Annotated in this window: 18 protein-coding genes; 13 read left to right on the forward strand and 5 right to left on the reverse strand. The window is 60.0% G+C overall.

The window, feature by feature from the left end; genetic code table 11:
* The first annotated feature begins 21 nt into the window (after window positions 1-21).
* The 5 genes from IC37_RS18775 to IC37_RS18795 all read left to right on the forward strand — a co-directional run bounded on the left by IC37_RS18775 (window position 22) and on the right by IC37_RS18795 (window position 4,174).
* Window positions 22-738, forward strand: coding sequence for a TetR/AcrR family transcriptional regulator (locus tag IC37_RS18775; protein ID WP_030131164.1), 717 nt, complete (start codon window positions 22-24; stop codon window positions 736-738).
* 160 nt (window positions 739-898) lie between these two features.
* On the forward strand, window positions 899-1,453 hold the full coding sequence (locus IC37_RS18780; protein WP_030131165.1) for a hypothetical protein: 555 nt from the start codon (window positions 899-901) through the stop codon (window positions 1,451-1,453).
* 37 nt (window positions 1,454-1,490) lie between these two features.
* Window positions 1,491-2,768, forward strand: a complete 1,278-nt coding sequence (locus IC37_RS18785) for a flavohemoglobin expression-modulating QEGLA motif protein (protein ID WP_030131166.1) — start codon at window positions 1,491-1,493, stop codon at window positions 2,766-2,768.
* Between the two features lie 165 nt (window positions 2,769-2,933).
* Window positions 2,934-3,848, forward strand: coding sequence for an alpha/beta hydrolase (locus tag IC37_RS18790; RefSeq protein ID WP_030131167.1), 915 nt, complete (start codon window positions 2,934-2,936; stop codon window positions 3,846-3,848).
* On the forward strand, window positions 3,845-4,174 hold the full coding sequence (locus tag IC37_RS18795) for a hypothetical protein (RefSeq protein WP_030131168.1): 330 nt from the start codon (window positions 3,845-3,847) through the stop codon (window positions 4,172-4,174). The genes IC37_RS18790 and IC37_RS18795 overlap by 4 nt, the downstream gene beginning before the upstream one ends.
* Before the next feature lie 219 nt (window positions 4,175-4,393).
* On the opposite strand, the gene IC37_RS18805 is transcribed toward IC37_RS18795, so the two are convergent.
* The 3 genes from IC37_RS18805 to IC37_RS18815 all read right to left on the reverse strand — a co-directional run bounded on the left by IC37_RS18805 (window position 4,394) and on the right by IC37_RS18815 (window position 6,372).
* Complete coding sequence (locus tag IC37_RS18805; RefSeq protein ID WP_030131169.1) at window positions 4,394-5,182, reverse strand: OmpA family protein; 789 nt, start codon at window positions 5,180-5,182, stop codon at window positions 4,394-4,396.
* A gap of 56 nt (window positions 5,183-5,238) precedes the next feature.
* The gene (locus tag IC37_RS18810; protein WP_030131170.1) at window positions 5,239-5,652 is read right to left on the reverse strand and encodes a DUF4398 domain-containing protein; all 414 of its coding nucleotides are present in this window, start codon (window positions 5,650-5,652) and stop codon (window positions 5,239-5,241) included.
* Window positions 5,653-6,027: 375 nt separating this feature from the next.
* Window positions 6,028-6,372, reverse strand: a complete 345-nt coding sequence (locus IC37_RS18815; protein ID WP_030131171.1) for a hypothetical protein — start codon at window positions 6,370-6,372, stop codon at window positions 6,028-6,030.
* A gap of 306 nt (window positions 6,373-6,678) precedes the next feature.
* Here IC37_RS18815 and ppc point away from each other — a divergent pair, with 306 nt between their 5' ends.
* From ppc to IC37_RS18860, 7 genes are all read left to right on the forward strand, one after another.
* Window positions 6,679-9,309 (forward strand): phosphoenolpyruvate carboxylase, encoded by a 2,631-nt coding sequence (gene ppc, locus IC37_RS18820; protein WP_030131172.1) that lies wholly within the window; start codon window positions 6,679-6,681, stop codon window positions 9,307-9,309.
* Between the two features lie 289 nt (window positions 9,310-9,598).
* Window positions 9,599-10,246, forward strand: coding sequence for an adenylate kinase (adk, locus tag IC37_RS18825; protein ID WP_030131173.1), 648 nt, complete (start codon window positions 9,599-9,601; stop codon window positions 10,244-10,246).
* Between the two features lie 93 nt (window positions 10,247-10,339).
* Window positions 10,340-11,014: a tRNA (adenosine(37)-N6)-threonylcarbamoyltransferase complex dimerization subunit type 1 TsaB gene (gene tsaB, locus IC37_RS18830; RefSeq protein WP_030131174.1), complete on the forward strand. Its 675-nt coding sequence runs from the start codon at window positions 10,340-10,342 to the stop codon at window positions 11,012-11,014.
* Between the two features lie 270 nt (window positions 11,015-11,284).
* Window positions 11,285-11,590 carry a hypothetical protein gene (locus tag IC37_RS18840; protein WP_030131175.1) on the forward strand — a complete coding sequence of 102 codons (306 nt, stop codon included), beginning with the start codon at window positions 11,285-11,287 and terminating at the stop codon, window positions 11,588-11,590.
* Window positions 11,590-12,450: a DUF72 domain-containing protein gene (locus tag IC37_RS18845; RefSeq protein WP_030131176.1), complete on the forward strand. Its 861-nt coding sequence runs from the start codon at window positions 11,590-11,592 to the stop codon at window positions 12,448-12,450. Before IC37_RS18840 ends, IC37_RS18845 begins: the two co-directional genes overlap by 1 nt.
* Before the next feature lie 187 nt (window positions 12,451-12,637).
* Complete coding sequence (locus IC37_RS18855) at window positions 12,638-13,459, forward strand: oxaloacetate decarboxylase (RefSeq protein WP_030131177.1); 822 nt, start codon at window positions 12,638-12,640, stop codon at window positions 13,457-13,459.
* Between the two features lie 2 nt (window positions 13,460-13,461).
* Window positions 13,462-14,157: an extensin family protein gene (locus IC37_RS18860; RefSeq protein ID WP_030131178.1), complete on the forward strand. Its 696-nt coding sequence runs from the start codon at window positions 13,462-13,464 to the stop codon at window positions 14,155-14,157.
* A 3-nt stretch (window positions 14,158-14,160) separates the two neighbouring features.
* Here IC37_RS18860 and IC37_RS18865 read toward each other — a convergent pair whose 3' ends face one another.
* Window positions 14,161-14,781 (reverse strand): hypothetical protein, encoded by a 621-nt coding sequence (locus IC37_RS18865; protein ID WP_030131179.1) that lies wholly within the window; start codon window positions 14,779-14,781, stop codon window positions 14,161-14,163.
* 93 nt (window positions 14,782-14,874) lie between these two features.
* Here IC37_RS18865 and IC37_RS18870 point away from each other — a divergent pair, with 93 nt between their 5' ends.
* Complete coding sequence (locus tag IC37_RS18870) at window positions 14,875-15,657, forward strand: class I SAM-dependent methyltransferase (protein ID WP_008012270.1); 783 nt, start codon at window positions 14,875-14,877, stop codon at window positions 15,655-15,657.
* Between the two features lie 120 nt (window positions 15,658-15,777).
* Here the strand turns inward: IC37_RS18870 and IC37_RS18880 are convergent, their stop codons facing one another.
* Window positions 15,778-16,422, reverse strand: coding sequence for a TetR/AcrR family transcriptional regulator (locus tag IC37_RS18880; protein WP_030131180.1), 645 nt, complete (start codon window positions 16,420-16,422; stop codon window positions 15,778-15,780).
* Window positions 16,423-16,437 lie beyond the last annotated feature (15 nt).

A 16,437-nucleotide genomic window follows, 5' to 3' on the forward strand; every position in this document is an offset into this window, starting at 1 on the left:
GTTTAGAGAGGAATACCGGTCGTGAATCGTGCAATGGCTCAAGAAGGTGCAGCGGGTATCGCCACTGCGGTCGCTGAAAGTGTTCAGTACCAGGGCCGCAAGGCCAGCCGACAGGGCAGCGAACAGCGTCGACAGGACATTCTCGACGCAGCGATGCGCATTGTCGTGCGCGATGGCGTGCGGGCCGTGCGTCACCGTGCGGTGGCCGCCGAGGCTTGTGTGCCGCTGTCGGCCACCACGTACTATTTCAAGGACATCGATGACCTGCTCACCGATACCTTCGCTCAATACGTGGAGCGTAGCGCGGCGTTCATGGCCCGGTTGTGGGCCAGCAACGAAGGTCTGTTGCGCGAGATGGTTGTCAGCGGCGATGGCACCCCCGAGTCCCGCTCACAGTTGGCGGACGATATCGCACGGCTGATGGCTGACTATGTTCATCGGCAATTGATCAATCGCCGCGAGCACTTGATGGCCGAGCAAGCCTTCCGCCAGGAAGCCTTGCTCAACCCGCGTCTGGCGTTGTTGGTGCGCTCCCATCAGCAGATTCTCCTGCAGGGCACCTGCCAACTTTTCGAAGTATTGGGTTCCCGTGAGCCACAACAGGATGCCAAAGTGTTGACTGCGATTATCGGACGGATGGAATATCAGGGCCTGCTCAACGACGCCGAGCCTGTTGCCGAAGAGGAAATGCTCGGCATCCTCAACCGCTACATGCATTTGGTATTGGCGTCGGTGTAACCCGGTACTCCGATCGTTCCCACGCTCTGCGTGGGAATGCCGCCCGGGACGCTCCGCGTCCCTTACCGACGTGACGCAGAGCGTCACCGGATGCATTCCCACGCAGAGCGTGGGAACGATCAATGCGCAAAAGTCATCGTGTATCGATAGGGAGTGTTGAATGAAAGCCTGGCGCGTCATGGTGATCGCCTTGTCGATCTTGCTGCTCAGTGGCTGTCTGGTGACCTTCAAGGAGCCGCTGCCCGCCAGCGAGCCCGCGCCCCAAGGGCTGCTCGGCAAATGGACCAGCACCAATGCCTGGGGCGAGCCGATGAACCTGGAACTGACGCGCATCGGCGACAATCGCTATCAGGCGGTCAGCTACTTCAAGGCCAAGCCCCATGAGCGTGAAGCCTATCCCTTCACCGTGTCGCGCCATGGCAGTCGCTGGTACCTGTCGGCGAAGGTGCCGGCGCAGTTCGGCGGGAATTTCACCATCACCGGTTTCGAGCTCAACGATAAGCATGAACTGGTGGTCTACAACCTCGACCTTGAGCAAATCAAACAGGCCATGGGCCAAGAAGCCCTCAGTGGCGAAGGCTTCCAGATCGACGACGGTGACGGAGTGTTGATCAGCAACAGCCTGGATCAGGTATTTGCCTACCTCGACGACCCGGCCAATTCCGACGTCTTCGTCGAAGCGGTGCGCTATCAGCGCCAGGCCAAAACCAAATAAACCCAGCACGTAACGGTTTTTTCTTCAGGAGTTTCGGGTGGACGAATACCAGCAGACGATACGCATTTTGTCCGATCGCATAGTGCTGGCGCAGACGCCGATTCGCGTTCTGGATGCGGTCAAGTGGGATGACAGCATTCGCAAGGGGTTCCTCAAAGGCAAGGGCAAGGAAATGCCGGCCGTGGACCGCGACTACTACCTCAATCGACCACTGTCGTTCGACTCCAGCAAAGTGAAGCTGGAATTCCAGAACATCGAGCGCGACATCACCCGCCAGCTCGGCCAGTTCAACCCGGTCGGGCAGATCATGCGTCGCATGTGCAAGGAATACCGCATGGTGGTGCGCATGCTCGAAGCGCGCGGCACCGAGGATTTCGGGCTGATTTCCCAGGAGTTGTATGGCGCCGCGTCCGACGCCTTCCATGCCGGCGACCCGACCTTGGCCGACTTGGGGCTGATGCTCTCCGATTACCTGAACAACATCGACGGTCGTGGCGACCTCAAGGACGAACCGAAAGTCCTAACCGCCAAGGAAGCCGTCGACCTGCTGCAACATCGGTTGAACAAGGTGTTTGGCGAGACCGAGGAAACCATCCGCGTGTTCGAGTCCGACGGGATCGTTGCCGACGCTGCGGCCGGGGCCGACTACATCAAGATCCGTGCCGACGCGATGTTCAACAACCGTGACGTGCGTGCGCTGGAAGTCCACGAAGGGCTGGTGCATGTGGGGACCACGCTCAACGGCCTGAATCAGCCGATCTGCACGTTCCTGTCGAAGGGCCCGCCGTCGTCCACCGTGACCCAGGAAGGCCTGGCGATCCTGATGGAAATCATCACCTTCGCCTCGTATCCGAGTCGCCTGCGCAAACTGACCAACCGCACCCGCGCCATTCATATGGTGGAGGAGGGCGCGGACTTCTTGCAGATCTTCGAATTCTTCCGTGAGCAAGGCTTCGAAATGGCTGAAAGCTACGGCAACGCCAGTCGGGTTTTCCGCGGTTCGGTGCCCACCGGTCTGCCATTTACCAAAGACTTGTCCTACCTCAAGGGCTTTATCATGGTTTACAACTACATTCAGTTGGCCGTGCGTAAAGGCAAGCTGGAGCAGATACCGCTATTGTTTTGCGGCAAGACCACGCTGGAAGACATGCGGACCTTGCGCCAATTGGTGGACGAAGGCCTGGTGGTACCGCCCAAGTACCTGCCCGACCAATTCCGCGATATGAATGCGCTTTCGGCCTGGATGTGCTTCTCCAACTTCCTCAACCACCTGAGCCTGGACCGGATCGAAGCGGATTATTCCAATATCCTGTAACGATGACGCAGTCCAAATGTGGGAGCGGGCTTGCTCGCGAAAGCGGTGTGTCAGTCGACATCAATGCTGGATGGAAAACCGCTTTCGCGAGCAAGTCGAATCGTCGCACCGCCGCTCCCACATTGGATCGTACTCCAACCCCTATTTTTCGCGAGGCTTCACCGGATGAGAATCCTCGGCATCTTTTGCCTGCTCCTGGCCCTCGGCGGTTGCGACTCTCTGCTGTTCTATCCCGAGCCCGGCCAGCCGTTCACCCCGGAAAAAGCCAAACTCGAATTCCGCGATGTCACCCTGACCACCGCTGACGGCCTCAAGCTGCATGGCTGGTGGCTGCCGGCAAAAAAAGGTGTCGAGGTCAAAGGCACGGTGCTGCATTTGCACGGCAACGGCGGCAACCTGGCGTGGCATCTGGGTGGGAGCTGGTGGTTGCCGGAGCAGGGCTATCAGGTGTTGCTGGTGGACTATCGCGGGTACGGTTGGTCCGAAGGTAAACCGGCATTGCCGGCGATCTATCAGGACATCGACGCCGCGTTCAAATGGCTCGACCAGGCCCCGGAGGTCAAGGGCAAGCCGCTGATCCTTCTCGGTCAGAGCCTTGGCGGCTCGATGGCCGTGCATTTCCTGGCCCAGCATCCCGAGCGCCAGCGGCAACTCAAGGCGTTTGTGCTCGATGGCGTGCCGGCCAGTTACCGCGCTGTCGGGCGTTTCGCCCTGAGCACGTCATGGATGACCTGGCCGTTCCAGGTGCCGTTGTCCTGGTTGGTGCCGGATGGCGACAGCGCGATCCATTCCATGAAGCAGCTCAACGGCGTACCGAAACTGATCTATCACAGTATCGATGATCAGTTGGTGCCCCTTTCCAACGGCATCCGACTGTATCAAGCTGCGCCGCCGCCGCGAGTGCTGCAACTGACCCGGGGCGGTCATGTGCAAACCTTCGCCGACCCGGTCTGGCAAAAGGTCATGCTGCGCTACCTCGAAGACCCGCAGCATTTCAACGGCCTGCGTCGCCTGGGTGAGATCCCGAATTACCCGGCACCCCCGAATTCTGAAGATGAACCACCAGAGAGTCCGCAATGAGTGAAGAACGTAACGCCATCCCGCTGATCATCACCGGTATTTGCAGCATCCTCGGCACCGTGGGCGCCCTGTGGTGGTACGGCTACCTGCACTTCGCCAAACCCGAAGATGCGCTATTGCTCAGCGACTTCACCATGCTCAAGACCGTGCCGGGCGAAGATTATAAAGTCTCCCTGGAACCAGCCCCGCAAGTGGCCCAGTGCATCGATGGCGTGCTGGTGCTGTTCGACACCGAACAGAAAGGCCTGACCGGCGTGCTGATCAACAGCAAGAAAAAAGCCGTGCGCTGCATGGGCGAGGAAACGCCGCAAAAACTCGAACAGTAACTCGTTCGTACACAAATACTGTGTTCACCGAAGATCCAATGTGGGAGCGGGCTTGCTCGCGAAAGCGGTATAACATTCAACATCTCTGTTGTCTGACACACCGCTTTCGCGAGCAAGTCGAATCGTCGCACCGCCGCTCCCACAGGTTCAATGATCGTCAAATAAAAAAGCCCCGCCTGATCAATTCAGGCGGGGCTTTTAAGTTTCAGCGTGGTCAGCTTACTTGGCGCTGATCGCCGAACGCGGAATGACCGGCTGGTTGTCATTGGAAATAGTCACTTCCACCCGACGGTTCATCGCACGGCCCGAGACGCTGGAGTTCTCCGCAACCGGGTATTCCTTGCCGTAACCCTGGGCTACGATGCGCGCAGGATCTACACCCATCTTGATCAGGGCCACTTGCACCGAGGTCGCGCGACGCTCGGACAGCGACTGATTGTGCGAAGCCGTGCCGGTGCTGTCGGTATAGCCTTCGACACTCACTTTACGGTCCGTGTTTTCCTGAAGAAACTGCGCCAGTTTGTTGATATTCACCAAACCGCTGGATTTCAGATCAGCCTTGTCGGTGGCGAACAGCACATCACCAAAAGTCACCAGGGTGCCGCGATCGGTCTGTTTGGCGTTCAGGCTGTCCTGCAGTTGCTTGATCTGTTGGTCGCGGGCATCCAGACGAGCCTGGGCCCGTTGTGCCGCTGCGTTTTTCAGGTTGTTTTCAGCGGTGCGCAGGGCGATGGTCTGCTTGGCCACTTCAACACGCTGATTGGTCAGGTAAGCCAGTTGGTCGACCTTGGCCTGGTCTTCCCGGTCCAGGTAAGCCTTGTCGGCCTTGTCCAGGTATTCGCTGGCGTCTTTGGTTTCCAGCGCCGCGACTTTGCTGGCTTGCGGGTTGGCTTGCAGGCCGGCGTAGTTGGTACGGGCTTGCTCCAGGTTCGCGTTGGGCGGTGTGGAGCAGGCAGCCAGTGCAACACTTGCGGCCAGGAGGGCGGGGATCATCAATTGTTTGCGCATAATGGTTCGTCCTTTCTATCGATAAAAGTTTCAGGTCTGGAAATCGGGATGCGCGCTTACTGCACGGGGCGCTGACTTTCCTGACGCAGTTCCTGAACACCTTTCTGGGAGTCCTTCACAGCTAGTTCGGCTTTCATCGCCTGGGCCTTGCGCTCGGCGACACGGGCGTCCCACTCGGCTTGCTCGGCCAGCATTCTGGCTTCGTCATACTTCTTGTCGTGCATGGCGATTTCGGCTTGTTTGAGCTTGTCTTGAGCGGCCTTCATTTCCACGGCGGCGAATTCGGTACCGCCGGCGCTGACGGCGCTGTTCACGGCAGATTGGGTCACGGCGTATTGCTCGCTCGGCGGGTTACCGGCGCAACCGGCCAGAACGAAAGTGCTGCCGATGGCCAGGGCCGCCAGTTTGAGACCGCGCAGATGGGTGAACGAGGATGGGGCAGTACTGGTCTTCATGGTCTTCAACTCCATTGGATAACTCCTGAAAAACATCTGAATCCATCCTGGGCAAGGAGCCGCAACCTATAATTCCAGAGTGCTTTTTGAAACGGCCGTCCCAGGCATGGTTACTGGGTTGACCCAAAGTGTTTTTCAAAAGTTCAGAGAAGATGGCCTATCGCCCGAAAAAACTTTGACCGATTGGACAAGGCTCTAACTCGGGAACTTTCAGGTTGCGCGGGGGTATTCCCGGCCGTTTCTGACCCCGGGAATACCCAATTGTCGAAGGAATATGCAAGCCAATGTGGGAGCGGGCTTGCTCGCGAAAGCGGTGTGTCAGTCGACATTAATATCAACTGATACGGCCTCTTCGCGAGCAAGCCCGCTCCCACAGGTTCGGCGGAAAATTCAGTGTTTTTGCTTGTCGATATCGTCCGACAAATCATGCAAATGACGCCGGGACAAGGCGAGAAAACGCGGGGTCGGGCCGACGTCTTCGTACAGTGGATCGCCTTCTTCATCAGTGGCCACCACCGTTGACCCTTTCACATAGGGGAAGCTCGCTTCGAGTTCTTCCAGGGCGGCGCCGATCAGCTCACCGAGCAGTTCTTCGGGGTGCCGCTTGGGGTACATCTCGATAATCGCCGCCAGCCGTGCGGCGGCTTCCACGTCCAGACGAATCGTGTAGCCCGAGTCGGTCAGGCGACCCTTGGCGTTTTCTTCCCAATGCTTGGCGAGCTCGCGGATTTTCATGATGACCTCATTGCGCACCTGCTCGTGGCAGGCCGGGTGAGTGTCCGGCGGTGGCCGGCGGCAGCCGTTGTACGGCTTATTGTTGAGACTGGCTTCGTTGAAGTCCCGTCGTCGTCTGCTTGTAAGAAGCGCTTTACGACGGCACTCTCTATGACAGAGCTTCTAACAACAAAGCATAGCCGCCAATGCCAGTGCAGGAGCCAGGCTTGCCGGCGAAGGCGCTCTCAAGGACGTCTTCGCCGGCAAGCCTGGCTTCCTACACTGGCATTGAGCATAGCCGCCCGGATTTTCGCTGGAGAACTGCTGATGACCGATATTGATGCACGCTTGCGCGAGGATGTTCACCTGTTGGGTGAGCTGTTGGGCAACACCATTCGTGAACAATACGGGGACGACTTTCTCGACAAGATCGAGCAGATCCGCAAAGGCGCCAAGGCTGATCGTCGCGGTTCGATGGACGCCGAACTCAGCGCCAGCCTCAACCAGCTGAGCGAAGACGAATTGCTGCCGGTGGCGCGGGCGTTCAACCAGTTCCTCAACCTGGCCAATATCGCCGAGCAATATCAGCTGATTCATCGCCGCGAAGAGTCGCAGCCCGCGCCGTTCGAGACCCGGGTATTGCCGGAACTGCTCGCTCGCCTGCTGACTGCGGGCCATGATGCCGAGTCCCTGGCCCGCCAATTGGGGCGGCTGGAAATCGAACTGGTATTGACGGCGCACCCCACCGAAGTGGCGCGTCGCACGCTGATCCAGAAGTACGACGCGATCGCCGCGCAACTGGCGGCCCAGGACCACCGTGACCTGACCAGCGCCGAACGCGAGCAGATCAAGACGAAGTTGCAGCGTCTGATCGCCGAAGCCTGGCACACCGAAGAAATCCGCCGCACCCGCCCGACGCCGGTGGACGAAGCCAAGTGGGGCTTTGCGGTGATCGAGCATTCGCTGTGGCAAGCGATTCCCAACTATTTGCGCAAGGCCGATCAGGCCCTGCATGCCGCCACCGGCCTGCATCTGCCGCTGGAGGCCGCGCCGATTCGCTTTGCCTCGTGGATGGGCGGCGATCGCGACGGTAACCCCAACGTCACCGCCGCCGTGACCCGCGAAGTGTTGCTGCTGGCGCGCTGGATGGCCGCCGATTTGTATTTGCGCGATGTCGATCACCTCGCCGCCGAGTTGTCGATGCAGCAAGCCAGTGACGAGTTGAAAGCCAAGGCCGGCGACAGCGCCGAACCTTATCGCGCAGTGCTCAAACAATTGCGTGAACGCCTGCGCGCAACCCGTAATTGGGCCCACGCATCCCTGACGGCAACCACGCCCGCGTCGGCCGATGTGCTGCAAAACAATCGTGACCTGCTGGACCCGCTGGAGCTGTGCTACCACTCGTTGCATGAATGCGGAATGGGCGTCATCGCCGATGGCCCGTTGCTCGATTGCCTGCGCCGCGCGGTGACGTTCGGGCTGTTTCTGGTGCGCCTCGATGTGCGCCAGGACTCGTCTCGCCACACGGCGGCCATGACCGAAATCACCGATTACCTCGGCTTGGGCCGGTATGAGGACTGGAGCGAAGAGGATCGCATTGCCTTCCTGATGCGTGAACTGAACAATCGCCGGCCATTGCTGCCGGCGTATTTCAAGCCGTCTGCCGACACCGCCGAAGTACTGGCGACGTGTCGGGAAATCGCCGCGGCGCCGGGGGCCTCCCTCGGGTCGTATGTGATTTCCATGGCCGGCGCCGCTTCCGACGTGCTGGCCGTGCAATTGCTGCTCAAAGAGTCCGGCGTATTGCGGCCGATGCGCGTGGTGCCGCTGTTCGAAACCCTCGCCGACCTCGACAATGCCGGCCCGGTAATCGAAAAACTCCTGCTGCTGCCGGGCTATCGCTCGCGCCTGCAAGGGCCGCAGGAAGTGATGATCGGTTATTCCGACTCAGCCAAGGACGCTGGCACCACCGCAGCGGCCTGGGCCCAGTATCGGGCGCAGGAGCGTTTGGTGGATATCTGCCGCGAGCAACAAGTGGAACTGCTGTTGTTCCACGGTCGCGGTGGCACCGTGGGCCGTGGTGGCGGCCCGGCGCACGCGGCGATTCTGTCGCAGCCGCCGGGGTCGGTGGCGGGGCGTTTCCGCACCACCGAGCAGGGGGAAATGATTCGTTTCAAATTCGGCCTGCCGGACATCGCCGAGCAAAACCTCAATCTGTACTTGGCGGCGGTGCTGGAGGCGACCTTGTTGCCACCGCCACCCCCTGAGCCTGCCTGGCGGCATTTGATGGACGAATTGGCCGCCGATGGCGTCAAGGCGTACCGCGCCGTGGTGCGGGAAAATCCGCAGTTCGTCGAGTATTTCCGCCAGTCCACCCCGGAGCAGGAGTTGGGGCGTTTGCCTTTGGGCAGCCGCCCGGCCAAGCGCCGCGCTGGTGGCATCGAAAGCCTGCGCGCAATTCCATGGATCTTCGGCTGGACCCAGACGCGCCTGATGCTGCCGGCCTGGCTTGGCTGGGAAGCAGCGCTGAGCAAGGCGTTGGAGCGCGGCGAGGGCGAGCTGCTGGGGCAGATGCGCGAGCAGTGGCCGTTCTTCCGTACCCGCATCGATATGCTGGAAATGGTGCTGGCCAAGGCCGACGCCGATATCGCCCAGTCTTACGATGAGCGCTTGGTCGAGCCGGATCTGCTCCCTTTGGGTGCGCATTTACGCGACCTATTGTCGCAGGCCTGTGCGGTGGTCCTGGGGTTGACCGGTCAGTCGCAGCTACTGGCACATAGCCCAGCTACCCTTGAATTCATCCGGCTGCGCAACACTTATCTCGACCCGCTGCATCTATTGCAGGCCGAACTGTTGGCACGTTCGCGGCAACAGGATGTGGCCCAGGGCAGCCCGGTAGAACAGGCGTTACTGGTGTCTGTGGCGGGGATTGCCGCCGGTTTGCGAAATACCGGCTAAGGTTTTCGTCGTGGGGGACAGGCACCCGGCGCGAGCGTCGAGTGCCTGCTGGCGAGCGGTCGAAAAGGTCTGTCACGCGACAGTTAATGATGGGGTTGCGACTTGGGTTACCCCTTCGCGAGGTCTCATCAGGCGCGGGTTTCTCCGACTTTCGGCGGCTTGTGTGGGCCGGGCCTGCTGTGTATCTTGATCAGCCTTTGGCCGTTTGGGCGGTCGCGATCCTATTTTTGAGATTGGCCCCACGAGGCGAATCTGACGTTATCTATATAAAAAATTGAGGAGCACATCGATGCGCGTCATTCTGCTGGGAGCTCCCGGGGCCGGTAAAGGTACTCAGGCTAAGTTCATCACCGAAAAATTCGGTATCCCGCAAATCTCTACCGGCGACATGCTGCGTGCTGCTGTAAAAGCCGGTACCGAGCTGGGTGTTAAAGCCAAAGGCATCATGGATGCCGGTGGTCTGGTCTCCGACGATCTGATCATCGCCCTGGTCAAGGACCGTATCGCACAGCCTGACTGTGCCAACGGTTTCCTGTTCGACGGTTTCCCGCGCACCATTCCGCAAGCTGAAGCGCTGGTAGAAGCTGGTGTGGAACTGGACAACGTGGTCGAAATCGCCGTCGATGACGAAGAAATCGTTCAGCGTATCGCCGGTCGCCGCGTTCACGAGGCCAGTGGCCGCGTGTACCACACCGTCTACAACCCACCGAAAGTCGCCGGCAAAGACGACATTACCGGCGAAGAGCTGGTGCAGCGCAAGGACGACACCGAAGAAACCGTGCGTCATCGCCTGTCGGTCTACCACTCCCAGACCAAACCATTGGTGGAGTTCTACCAGGGTCTGGCGTCTGCTCAGGGCAAGCCGAAATACAGCCATATTCCCGGTGTTGGCTCGGTTGAAGTGATCACCGGCAAGGTGCTTGAAGCACTGAGCTGAAAAGTCTGATCGGCTTCATCTTCTACGGCCCGCTTGCGGGCCGTAGTTGTTTATACTGGCGCACTTTTTCAGACCTCTCTTACGGAAACATCGATGAGCACCTTGCTGGCCCTGGACACCGCGACTGAAGCTTGCTCCGTTGCTTTGCTGCATGACGGCAAAGTCACGAGTCATTACGAGGTGATCCCGCGCCTGCATGCGCAGAAGCTGCTGCCGATGATCCAGCAACTGCTGGCTGATGCCGGGACCACCCTGCAAGCGGTCGATGCCATTGCGTTCGGCCGTGGGCCGGGCGCGTTCACCGGTGTGCGGATCGCCATTGGCGTGGTGCAAGGTCTGGCGTTTGCGCTGGATCGTCCGGTGTTGCCGGTCTCCAATCTCGCCGTACTCGCTCAACGGGCTTATCGCGAACACGGCGTCAGCCAGGTCGCAGCGGCCGTCGATGCGCGCATGGATGAGGTGTATTGGGGGTGCTACCGCGAAACGGCGGGGGAGATGCGCCTGGTGGGCAACGAAGCCGTATTGCCACCGGAAGCCGCTGCGTTGCCGGCCGATGCCAGTGGCGAGTGGTTCGGCGCAGGCACCGGTTGGGGGTATGCCGAGCGCATTGCCGTCAATCTGAGCGGGCAAGACGCGGGTATGCTGCCCCACGCCGAAGACCTGCTGACCCTGGCGCGTTTTGCCTGGGAACGCGGCGAAGCGATCGTGGCCGATGAGGCGCAGCCGGTGTATCTGCGCGATAAAGTCGCTACCCCGAAAGCGCGCTAATTCCTGTGGCGAGGGAGCTTGCTCCCGTTCGGCTGCGGAGCAGTCGTAGAACCTGACGGCGCGGTGTACCTGACTGCGCTTGGGGGCAGCTTCGCAGCCCAGCGGGAGCAAGCTCCCTCGCCACAAAGTGTTCCAACCGCAGTCAATCGTCAGTTTTCTACCCGCCGCTTTTAAACCTTTTGTCTTTTATGTGTTCTAGTTATCACTCGGCAGTTTGCGATGTGGGCTATGTGCCACTAAGCTGCCATCATTGAAACCGGACATGTACTCATGCGTATAGACGGCGTTTCCTCTCAGTCCTACCCCATCAAGCGCAAGCCCCGCAAAGGCCCTGTGTCTGAGGACGACTGCGTCGATATCGACGGCGAGCTGGAATTCCCTACCGAAGAGCAATTGGCCGCCCGCGCCGCCAAAGCCTCCGCGCAACGTCTGAGCAATCTTCCCGCGCGTCAACAAGACATGATCTATCACCGCGCGATGAGCAAAAGCGTGGCGATGGCACTGGCGAGTTACCTGAGCACCGCCACTTTTGTCGATTGGGATGCGGATGTACTGGGTCTCGATCTGTACATCTGATGTTGCTGCCTTATTACCTCGGCTGCCCGTCCTGGAGTGAAAACGCCTGGCGCGATTACTTGTATCCGCAAGACGCCAGGCCCGCCGAGTTTCTCAATCTTTATTCTCAAGTGTTCAACGCCGTGGAAGGCAATACGACCTTCTACGCGAGCCCATCTGCCGTCACCGTGCAGCGTTGGGCCGAAACGATGCCCGAACACTTCCGCTTCACCGCCAAGTTCCCCGGCGACATCAGCCACAGCGGTGACCTGCGCGAACAATTGACCGCCGCTGAAACCTTCCTGCAATTGCTCAGCCCTCTGGGTGAACGGGTTTCTCCCCTCTGGCTGCAATTATCGAAAAGCTTCACCCCTCAACGCTTGTCCGAGCTGGCCGGTTTTATCGACGCGGTGGACCGGCCTTTGGCGGTCGAAGTGCGGCACGATGAGTTTTTCGCCAAGGGCGATGCCGAGCGAATGCTCAATCGTCTATTGCTGGACCGCGGTGTCGAGCGTATCTGTCTCGATCCGCGAGCGCTGTTCAGCTGCACCTCGACCGACCCTTCGGTGCTCCACGCCCAATCGAAAAAGCCCAGAGTGCCGCCTCGCCCCGCTGCGTTCACTCAATTCCCACAGGTGCGTTTCATCGGCCATCCTGTGCTTGAAGCCAACGATCCGTTCCTGGTGCCATGGGTCGAGAAAATCGCTGTCTGGATCGAAGAGGGCCGCACGCCCTATATCTTCCTGCACACCGCCGATAACCTGCTGGCGGCAAAACTGGCACAACGTTTTCACGCACAACTGATGCTGCGTTTGCCTGGCTTGCCGCCGCTGCCTGAGCTATACAGAGAGCCCGCCGCCGAGCAACTTGGCTTGCTCTGAAGCGGCCTCGTTCCTAATGCCAACCAGATTAGGTGCGAAACCTGTGGGAGCGGGCTTGCTCGCGAAGACGGCGGCATGATCAACATTGTTGTCGTCTGACACTCCGCTTTCGCGAGCAAGTCGAATCGTCGCACCGCCGCTCCCACAGGGATATCAGCTTCGTTTTCCCCATTTCAGGAGTCTGCCAATGGATGCGCAAACCCTTCGAGCCCAGGCGTTCAAAGCACTGCACGAACGCGAGGGCGCTTTTGTCATTCCCAACCCTTGGGACGCCGGTTCGGCGAAAATACTCGCCAGCCTTGGCTTCGAAGCGCTGGCGACCACCAGTGCCGGTTGCGCCTTTTCCCAAGGACGTTCCGATGGTGCGTTAACGCTGGACGATACTTTGGCGAACGTTCAGGCGATTGTTGCGGCCACTAACCTGCCAGTGGCGGTCGATCTGGAAAACGGCTTCGCTGACGATCCAGCCGAATGTGCACAAAGTATTTTGCGTGCAGCAGAAGCCGGTGCGGTCGGCGGCTCTATCGAAGATGCCACCGGCCGTGAAGACGCGCCGATTTACTGCTTCGAGCATGCCGTGGCGCGTATCAAAGCGGCCGTCGCGGCGGCCCGCAGCTTGCCTTTTCCCTTCGTACTGACGGCGCGTGCCGAGAACTATCTGCACGGCAATCCTGACCTCGACGATACCATTCGCCGCTTGCAGGCATTCGCCGAGGCGGGGGCCGACGTGCTTTACGCACCGGGCCTGCGCAGCGCTGAAGAGGTCTTGGCGGTGGTCCGCGCCGTGGCGCCGAAACCGGTCAATGTGTTGATGTCCGGCGGGCTCAAGCTAACGGTCGAGCAGTTGAGTGAAATGGGCGTCAAACGCATCAGCGTCGGTTCGGCCCTGGCCCTGGCGGCGTATGGCGAGTTCTTCCGCGCCGCCGAGGAAATCCAGCAACACGGGACCTTCGGCTTTACCTCCCGGTCGATGCCATTCCAGAAGGCCAATCAATTGTTCAAAGGCTGACGATGCGGTTTCGGTGGGGGCTGTTGCTGGTGCTGTTGATCATCGGCGCTGCCGGGTTAAGCGTCTGGCGCGGCTGGGTTTCCATTTCCCCACAATGGAACCCGTGGGCGCCGCTGGACGTGAAGGCCAAACCGAACCTGCTGACCCGCTACAAACTGATGCGTCTGCGCGATGATCCGCAGTTATGCGACCAGGCCCTGAGCAGCTCCGGGTTACGTGTAAGCCATCAGGCCGACAGCCCGGACGCGACCTGCCCGTTGACCAATACCTTGCGTGTGCAAGGTGGCGAGGTGGCGCTGAGCAGCAGTTTCCTCGCCAGTTGCAGCCTGGCGGTAGCGTTCGCCTTGTTCGAACGCCACGCCCTGCAACCGGCGGCTCAGGCTGTCTACGGGCAGGTTGTGAAACGGGTCGATCACCTCGGCAGCTTCGCCTGTCGTAACGTTTACAACCGCGAAAACGGCAGGCGCAGCCAGCATGCCACGGCCGATGCCCTGGATATCAGCGGATTCCGGCTGGCGGACGGCCGATTCATCAGCGTGCTCAAGGATTGGCCGAAGGATAATCAGGACGCGCGATTTCTCCATCAGGTTCGCGACGGTGCTTGCGATATGTTCAGTGTGGTATTGAGCCCGGACTACAACGCCGCCCATCGCAATCACTTTCATGTGGATGTCGGGCCGTGGTGGCGGTGCCGCTGAGGGTTATGCGGCGATGCGCAGGTTCTGCAGCACGATCGGGCGTGCCCAGCCGTTATCGAAATCGAGTTGTTTCTGTTGTTCCACCAGCTCTTCGGGCGAGAACGGTGGGAATGGTTTGTCCAGCAGGTCGAGTTCGAACTCGGCGATCGGCAAGTGCAACGGACGCGGTTGCGCTGCGGCGCCAGGCTCCGGCAACGGTTGACCAGCGGTGAGCACGATCGGGCGAACCCAGCCGCTATCGAAGTCCTGTTGTTTCTGTTGCGCGACGACTTCTTCGGGCGGGAACGGCGGGAACGGTTTGTCGGCCAGGTCCATTTCGAACTCGGCAATGGGCAGGAACAGGGGCTCGGGTGGGCGGACTTGAGTTTCCTTCACATCACATTCGCGCTGGGAAATGATGTGCGCCAGCAGCTCGCTGCCGACGGTCGGTTCGACCGGGCTGTCGAGATCTACCGGTGGAAAATTCAGCGATTCAGGCAGCACTTCACCCGACTGTTCGGCCAGCGCTCGGGCAAAGAAATCCTGCCAGATGTGGCTGACGCCGCTCAGTGCCTGGGTGTTTCGCAGGTTGTAGTCGCCGTAGGGCGAGATAAAACCTGTGAATGTGGATTGAATGTCTGACATTTCTCTCGGTCGACGCTCAGCTCTGGCAAAATGCTCGATAGTTTGGTTATCGGCCATTTTTGCCGATCATTAATTTTTTGAGCGTGTTTTCCCATGATTGAGCAACCTGCGGCCTGCCGCATCCATGTCGAGGCCTTGGGCACGACCTTTCAGCCACAGGCTGAGCAATGGGCCGAGCGCCTGGGGTTGCCGTTGCAGGTGGATGACGGCGAGTTTGCCTTGCAGGTGGGCGAGCAGGGGTTGCAGCTGCAACAACTGGGGCCGGACGCACCGGGACCGGTGCGGGTGGACTTCGTCGAGGGCGGCGCGGCCCATCGTCGGTTGTATGGCGGCGGCAGCGGTCAGATGATCGCCAAAGCGGTCGGCGTCGCCCAAGGCGTGCGCCCACGCGTGCTGGACGCCACGGCGGGGTTGGGCAAGGACGCGTTCGTGCTGGCCAGCCTGGGCTGCGAGATGAGCCTGATCGAGCGCCAGCCACTGATCGGCGCGTTGCTTGAAGATGGCCTGGCGCGCGGCGCGGAAGATTTCGATGTGGCGCCGATCGTGGCGCGGATGCGTTTGCTCAAGGGCAATTCGATCGAGGTGATGCGCAACTGGGAAGGCGAGCCGCCGCAGGTGATCTACCTCGACCCGATGTTTCCCCATCGTGAGAAAACAGCGTTGGTGAAGAAGGAGATGCGCCTGTTCCGGCCGCTAGTGGGCGATGACCCGGATGCGCCGGCATTGCTCGAAGCGGCATTGGCCCTGGCCAGTCACCGGGTGGTGGTCAAACGCCCACGCAAGGCGCCGTGCATCGACGGGCCGAAGCCGAGTCATGCGCTGGATGGCAAGTCCAGCCGATACGACATTTATCCGAAGAAAGCGCTCAAGCCCTGATTCGATACTGATCGTTCCCACGCTTTGCGTGGGAATGCCTCAATGGACGCTCTGCGTCCGCTTCGAAAGGGACGCGGAGCGTCCCGGGCTGCATTCCCACGCAGAGCGTGGGAACGATCATCAGACCGACTCCGGCCGATAAGCCCGCATAAACAACCCCACCACTTCCCGCACATGGGCTTCAGCTGCATCCCCGGTCACCGGCTCACCACAGCCATACAGCAACCGGAAATTCCCCGCGCCCTTGAGCAGGCAAAAGAAATGCTCTGCCGCATTGCGCGGTTTATCGATGCTCAACGCGCCGCTCTGATCGACCTTGCTCAGCAACCGCTCCATGCCGTGAAGCATGCGTTCTGGCCCGGCCTCGAAGAAGATCAGCGAAAGTTTCGGGTCCTGGCTGCCCAGCGTCGCCATCAACCGGTGCAGGTTCACCGATTCATCGCTGTTGATCAGCTGATGAAAGCCGCGCGCGATGTTCAGCAGCACGGTTTCCACGGCAATGCCGTCCGGCAATTCAAAAAACAGCGTTGGCAGTTGCTCCTCGCACTTGGCCATCACCGCGGCGGCAAACAGCGTCTCTTTGTCATTGAAATGGCTGTAGACCGTCAGCTTCGACACGCCGGCCTCGGCCGCCACGGCATCCATGCTGGTGTTGGCGTATCCCTTGCTCAGAAACAGGATTTTCGCCGCGTCGAGGATGGCCTGGCGCTTGGCCAGATCCTTGGGACGGCCCGGACCGCTGGGTGTTGAAAGATTGTTAGACATTCTTCGCTTTAATAC

It is taken from the genome of Pseudomonas sp. QTF5 (assembly GCF_000512695.2).
Classification (GTDB): Bacteria; Pseudomonadota; Gammaproteobacteria; order Pseudomonadales; family Pseudomonadaceae; genus Aquipseudomonas.

What these genes read in the sequence shown, in the direction of transcription:
- IC37_RS18780 (WP_030131165.1), top strand. Translation starts at nt 899, where the DNA reads ATGAAAGCCTGGCGCGTCATGGTGATCGCCTTGTCGATCTTGCTGCTC.
- IC37_RS18790 (WP_030131167.1), top strand. Translation starts at nt 2,934, where the DNA reads ATGAGAATCCTCGGCATCTTTTGCCTGCTCCTGGCCCTCGGCGGTTGC.
- IC37_RS18795 (WP_030131168.1), top strand. Translation starts at nt 3,845, where the DNA reads ATGAGTGAAGAACGTAACGCCATCCCGCTGATCATCACCGGTATTTGC.
- IC37_RS18805 (WP_030131169.1), bottom strand. Translation starts at nt 5,182, where the DNA reads ATGCGCAAACAATTGATGATCCCCGCCCTCCTGGCCGCAAGTGTTGCA.
- IC37_RS18810 (WP_030131170.1), bottom strand. Translation starts at nt 5,652, where the DNA reads ATGGAGTTGAAGACCATGAAGACCAGTACTGCCCCATCCTCGTTCACC.
- IC37_RS18815 (WP_030131171.1), bottom strand. Translation starts at nt 6,372, where the DNA reads ATGAAAATCCGCGAGCTCGCCAAGCATTGGGAAGAAAACGCCAAGGGT.
- ppc (WP_030131172.1), top strand. Translation starts at nt 6,679, where the DNA reads ATGACCGATATTGATGCACGCTTGCGCGAGGATGTTCACCTGTTGGGT.
- adk (WP_030131173.1), top strand. Translation starts at nt 9,599, where the DNA reads ATGCGCGTCATTCTGCTGGGAGCTCCCGGGGCCGGTAAAGGTACTCAG.
- tsaB (WP_030131174.1), top strand. Translation starts at nt 10,340, where the DNA reads ATGAGCACCTTGCTGGCCCTGGACACCGCGACTGAAGCTTGCTCCGTT.
- IC37_RS18840 (WP_030131175.1), top strand. Translation starts at nt 11,285, where the DNA reads ATGCGTATAGACGGCGTTTCCTCTCAGTCCTACCCCATCAAGCGCAAG.
- IC37_RS18845 (WP_030131176.1), top strand. Translation starts at nt 11,590, where the DNA reads ATGTTGCTGCCTTATTACCTCGGCTGCCCGTCCTGGAGTGAAAACGCC.
- IC37_RS18855 (WP_030131177.1), top strand. Translation starts at nt 12,638, where the DNA reads ATGGATGCGCAAACCCTTCGAGCCCAGGCGTTCAAAGCACTGCACGAA.
- IC37_RS18860 (WP_030131178.1), top strand. Translation starts at nt 13,462, where the DNA reads ATGCGGTTTCGGTGGGGGCTGTTGCTGGTGCTGTTGATCATCGGCGCT.
- IC37_RS18865 (WP_030131179.1), bottom strand. Translation starts at nt 14,781, where the DNA reads ATGTCAGACATTCAATCCACATTCACAGGTTTTATCTCGCCCTACGGC.
- IC37_RS18870 (WP_008012270.1), top strand. Translation starts at nt 14,875, where the DNA reads ATGATTGAGCAACCTGCGGCCTGCCGCATCCATGTCGAGGCCTTGGGC.
- IC37_RS18880 (WP_030131180.1), bottom strand. Translation starts at nt 16,422, where the DNA reads ATGTCTAACAATCTTTCAACACCCAGCGGTCCGGGCCGTCCCAAGGAT.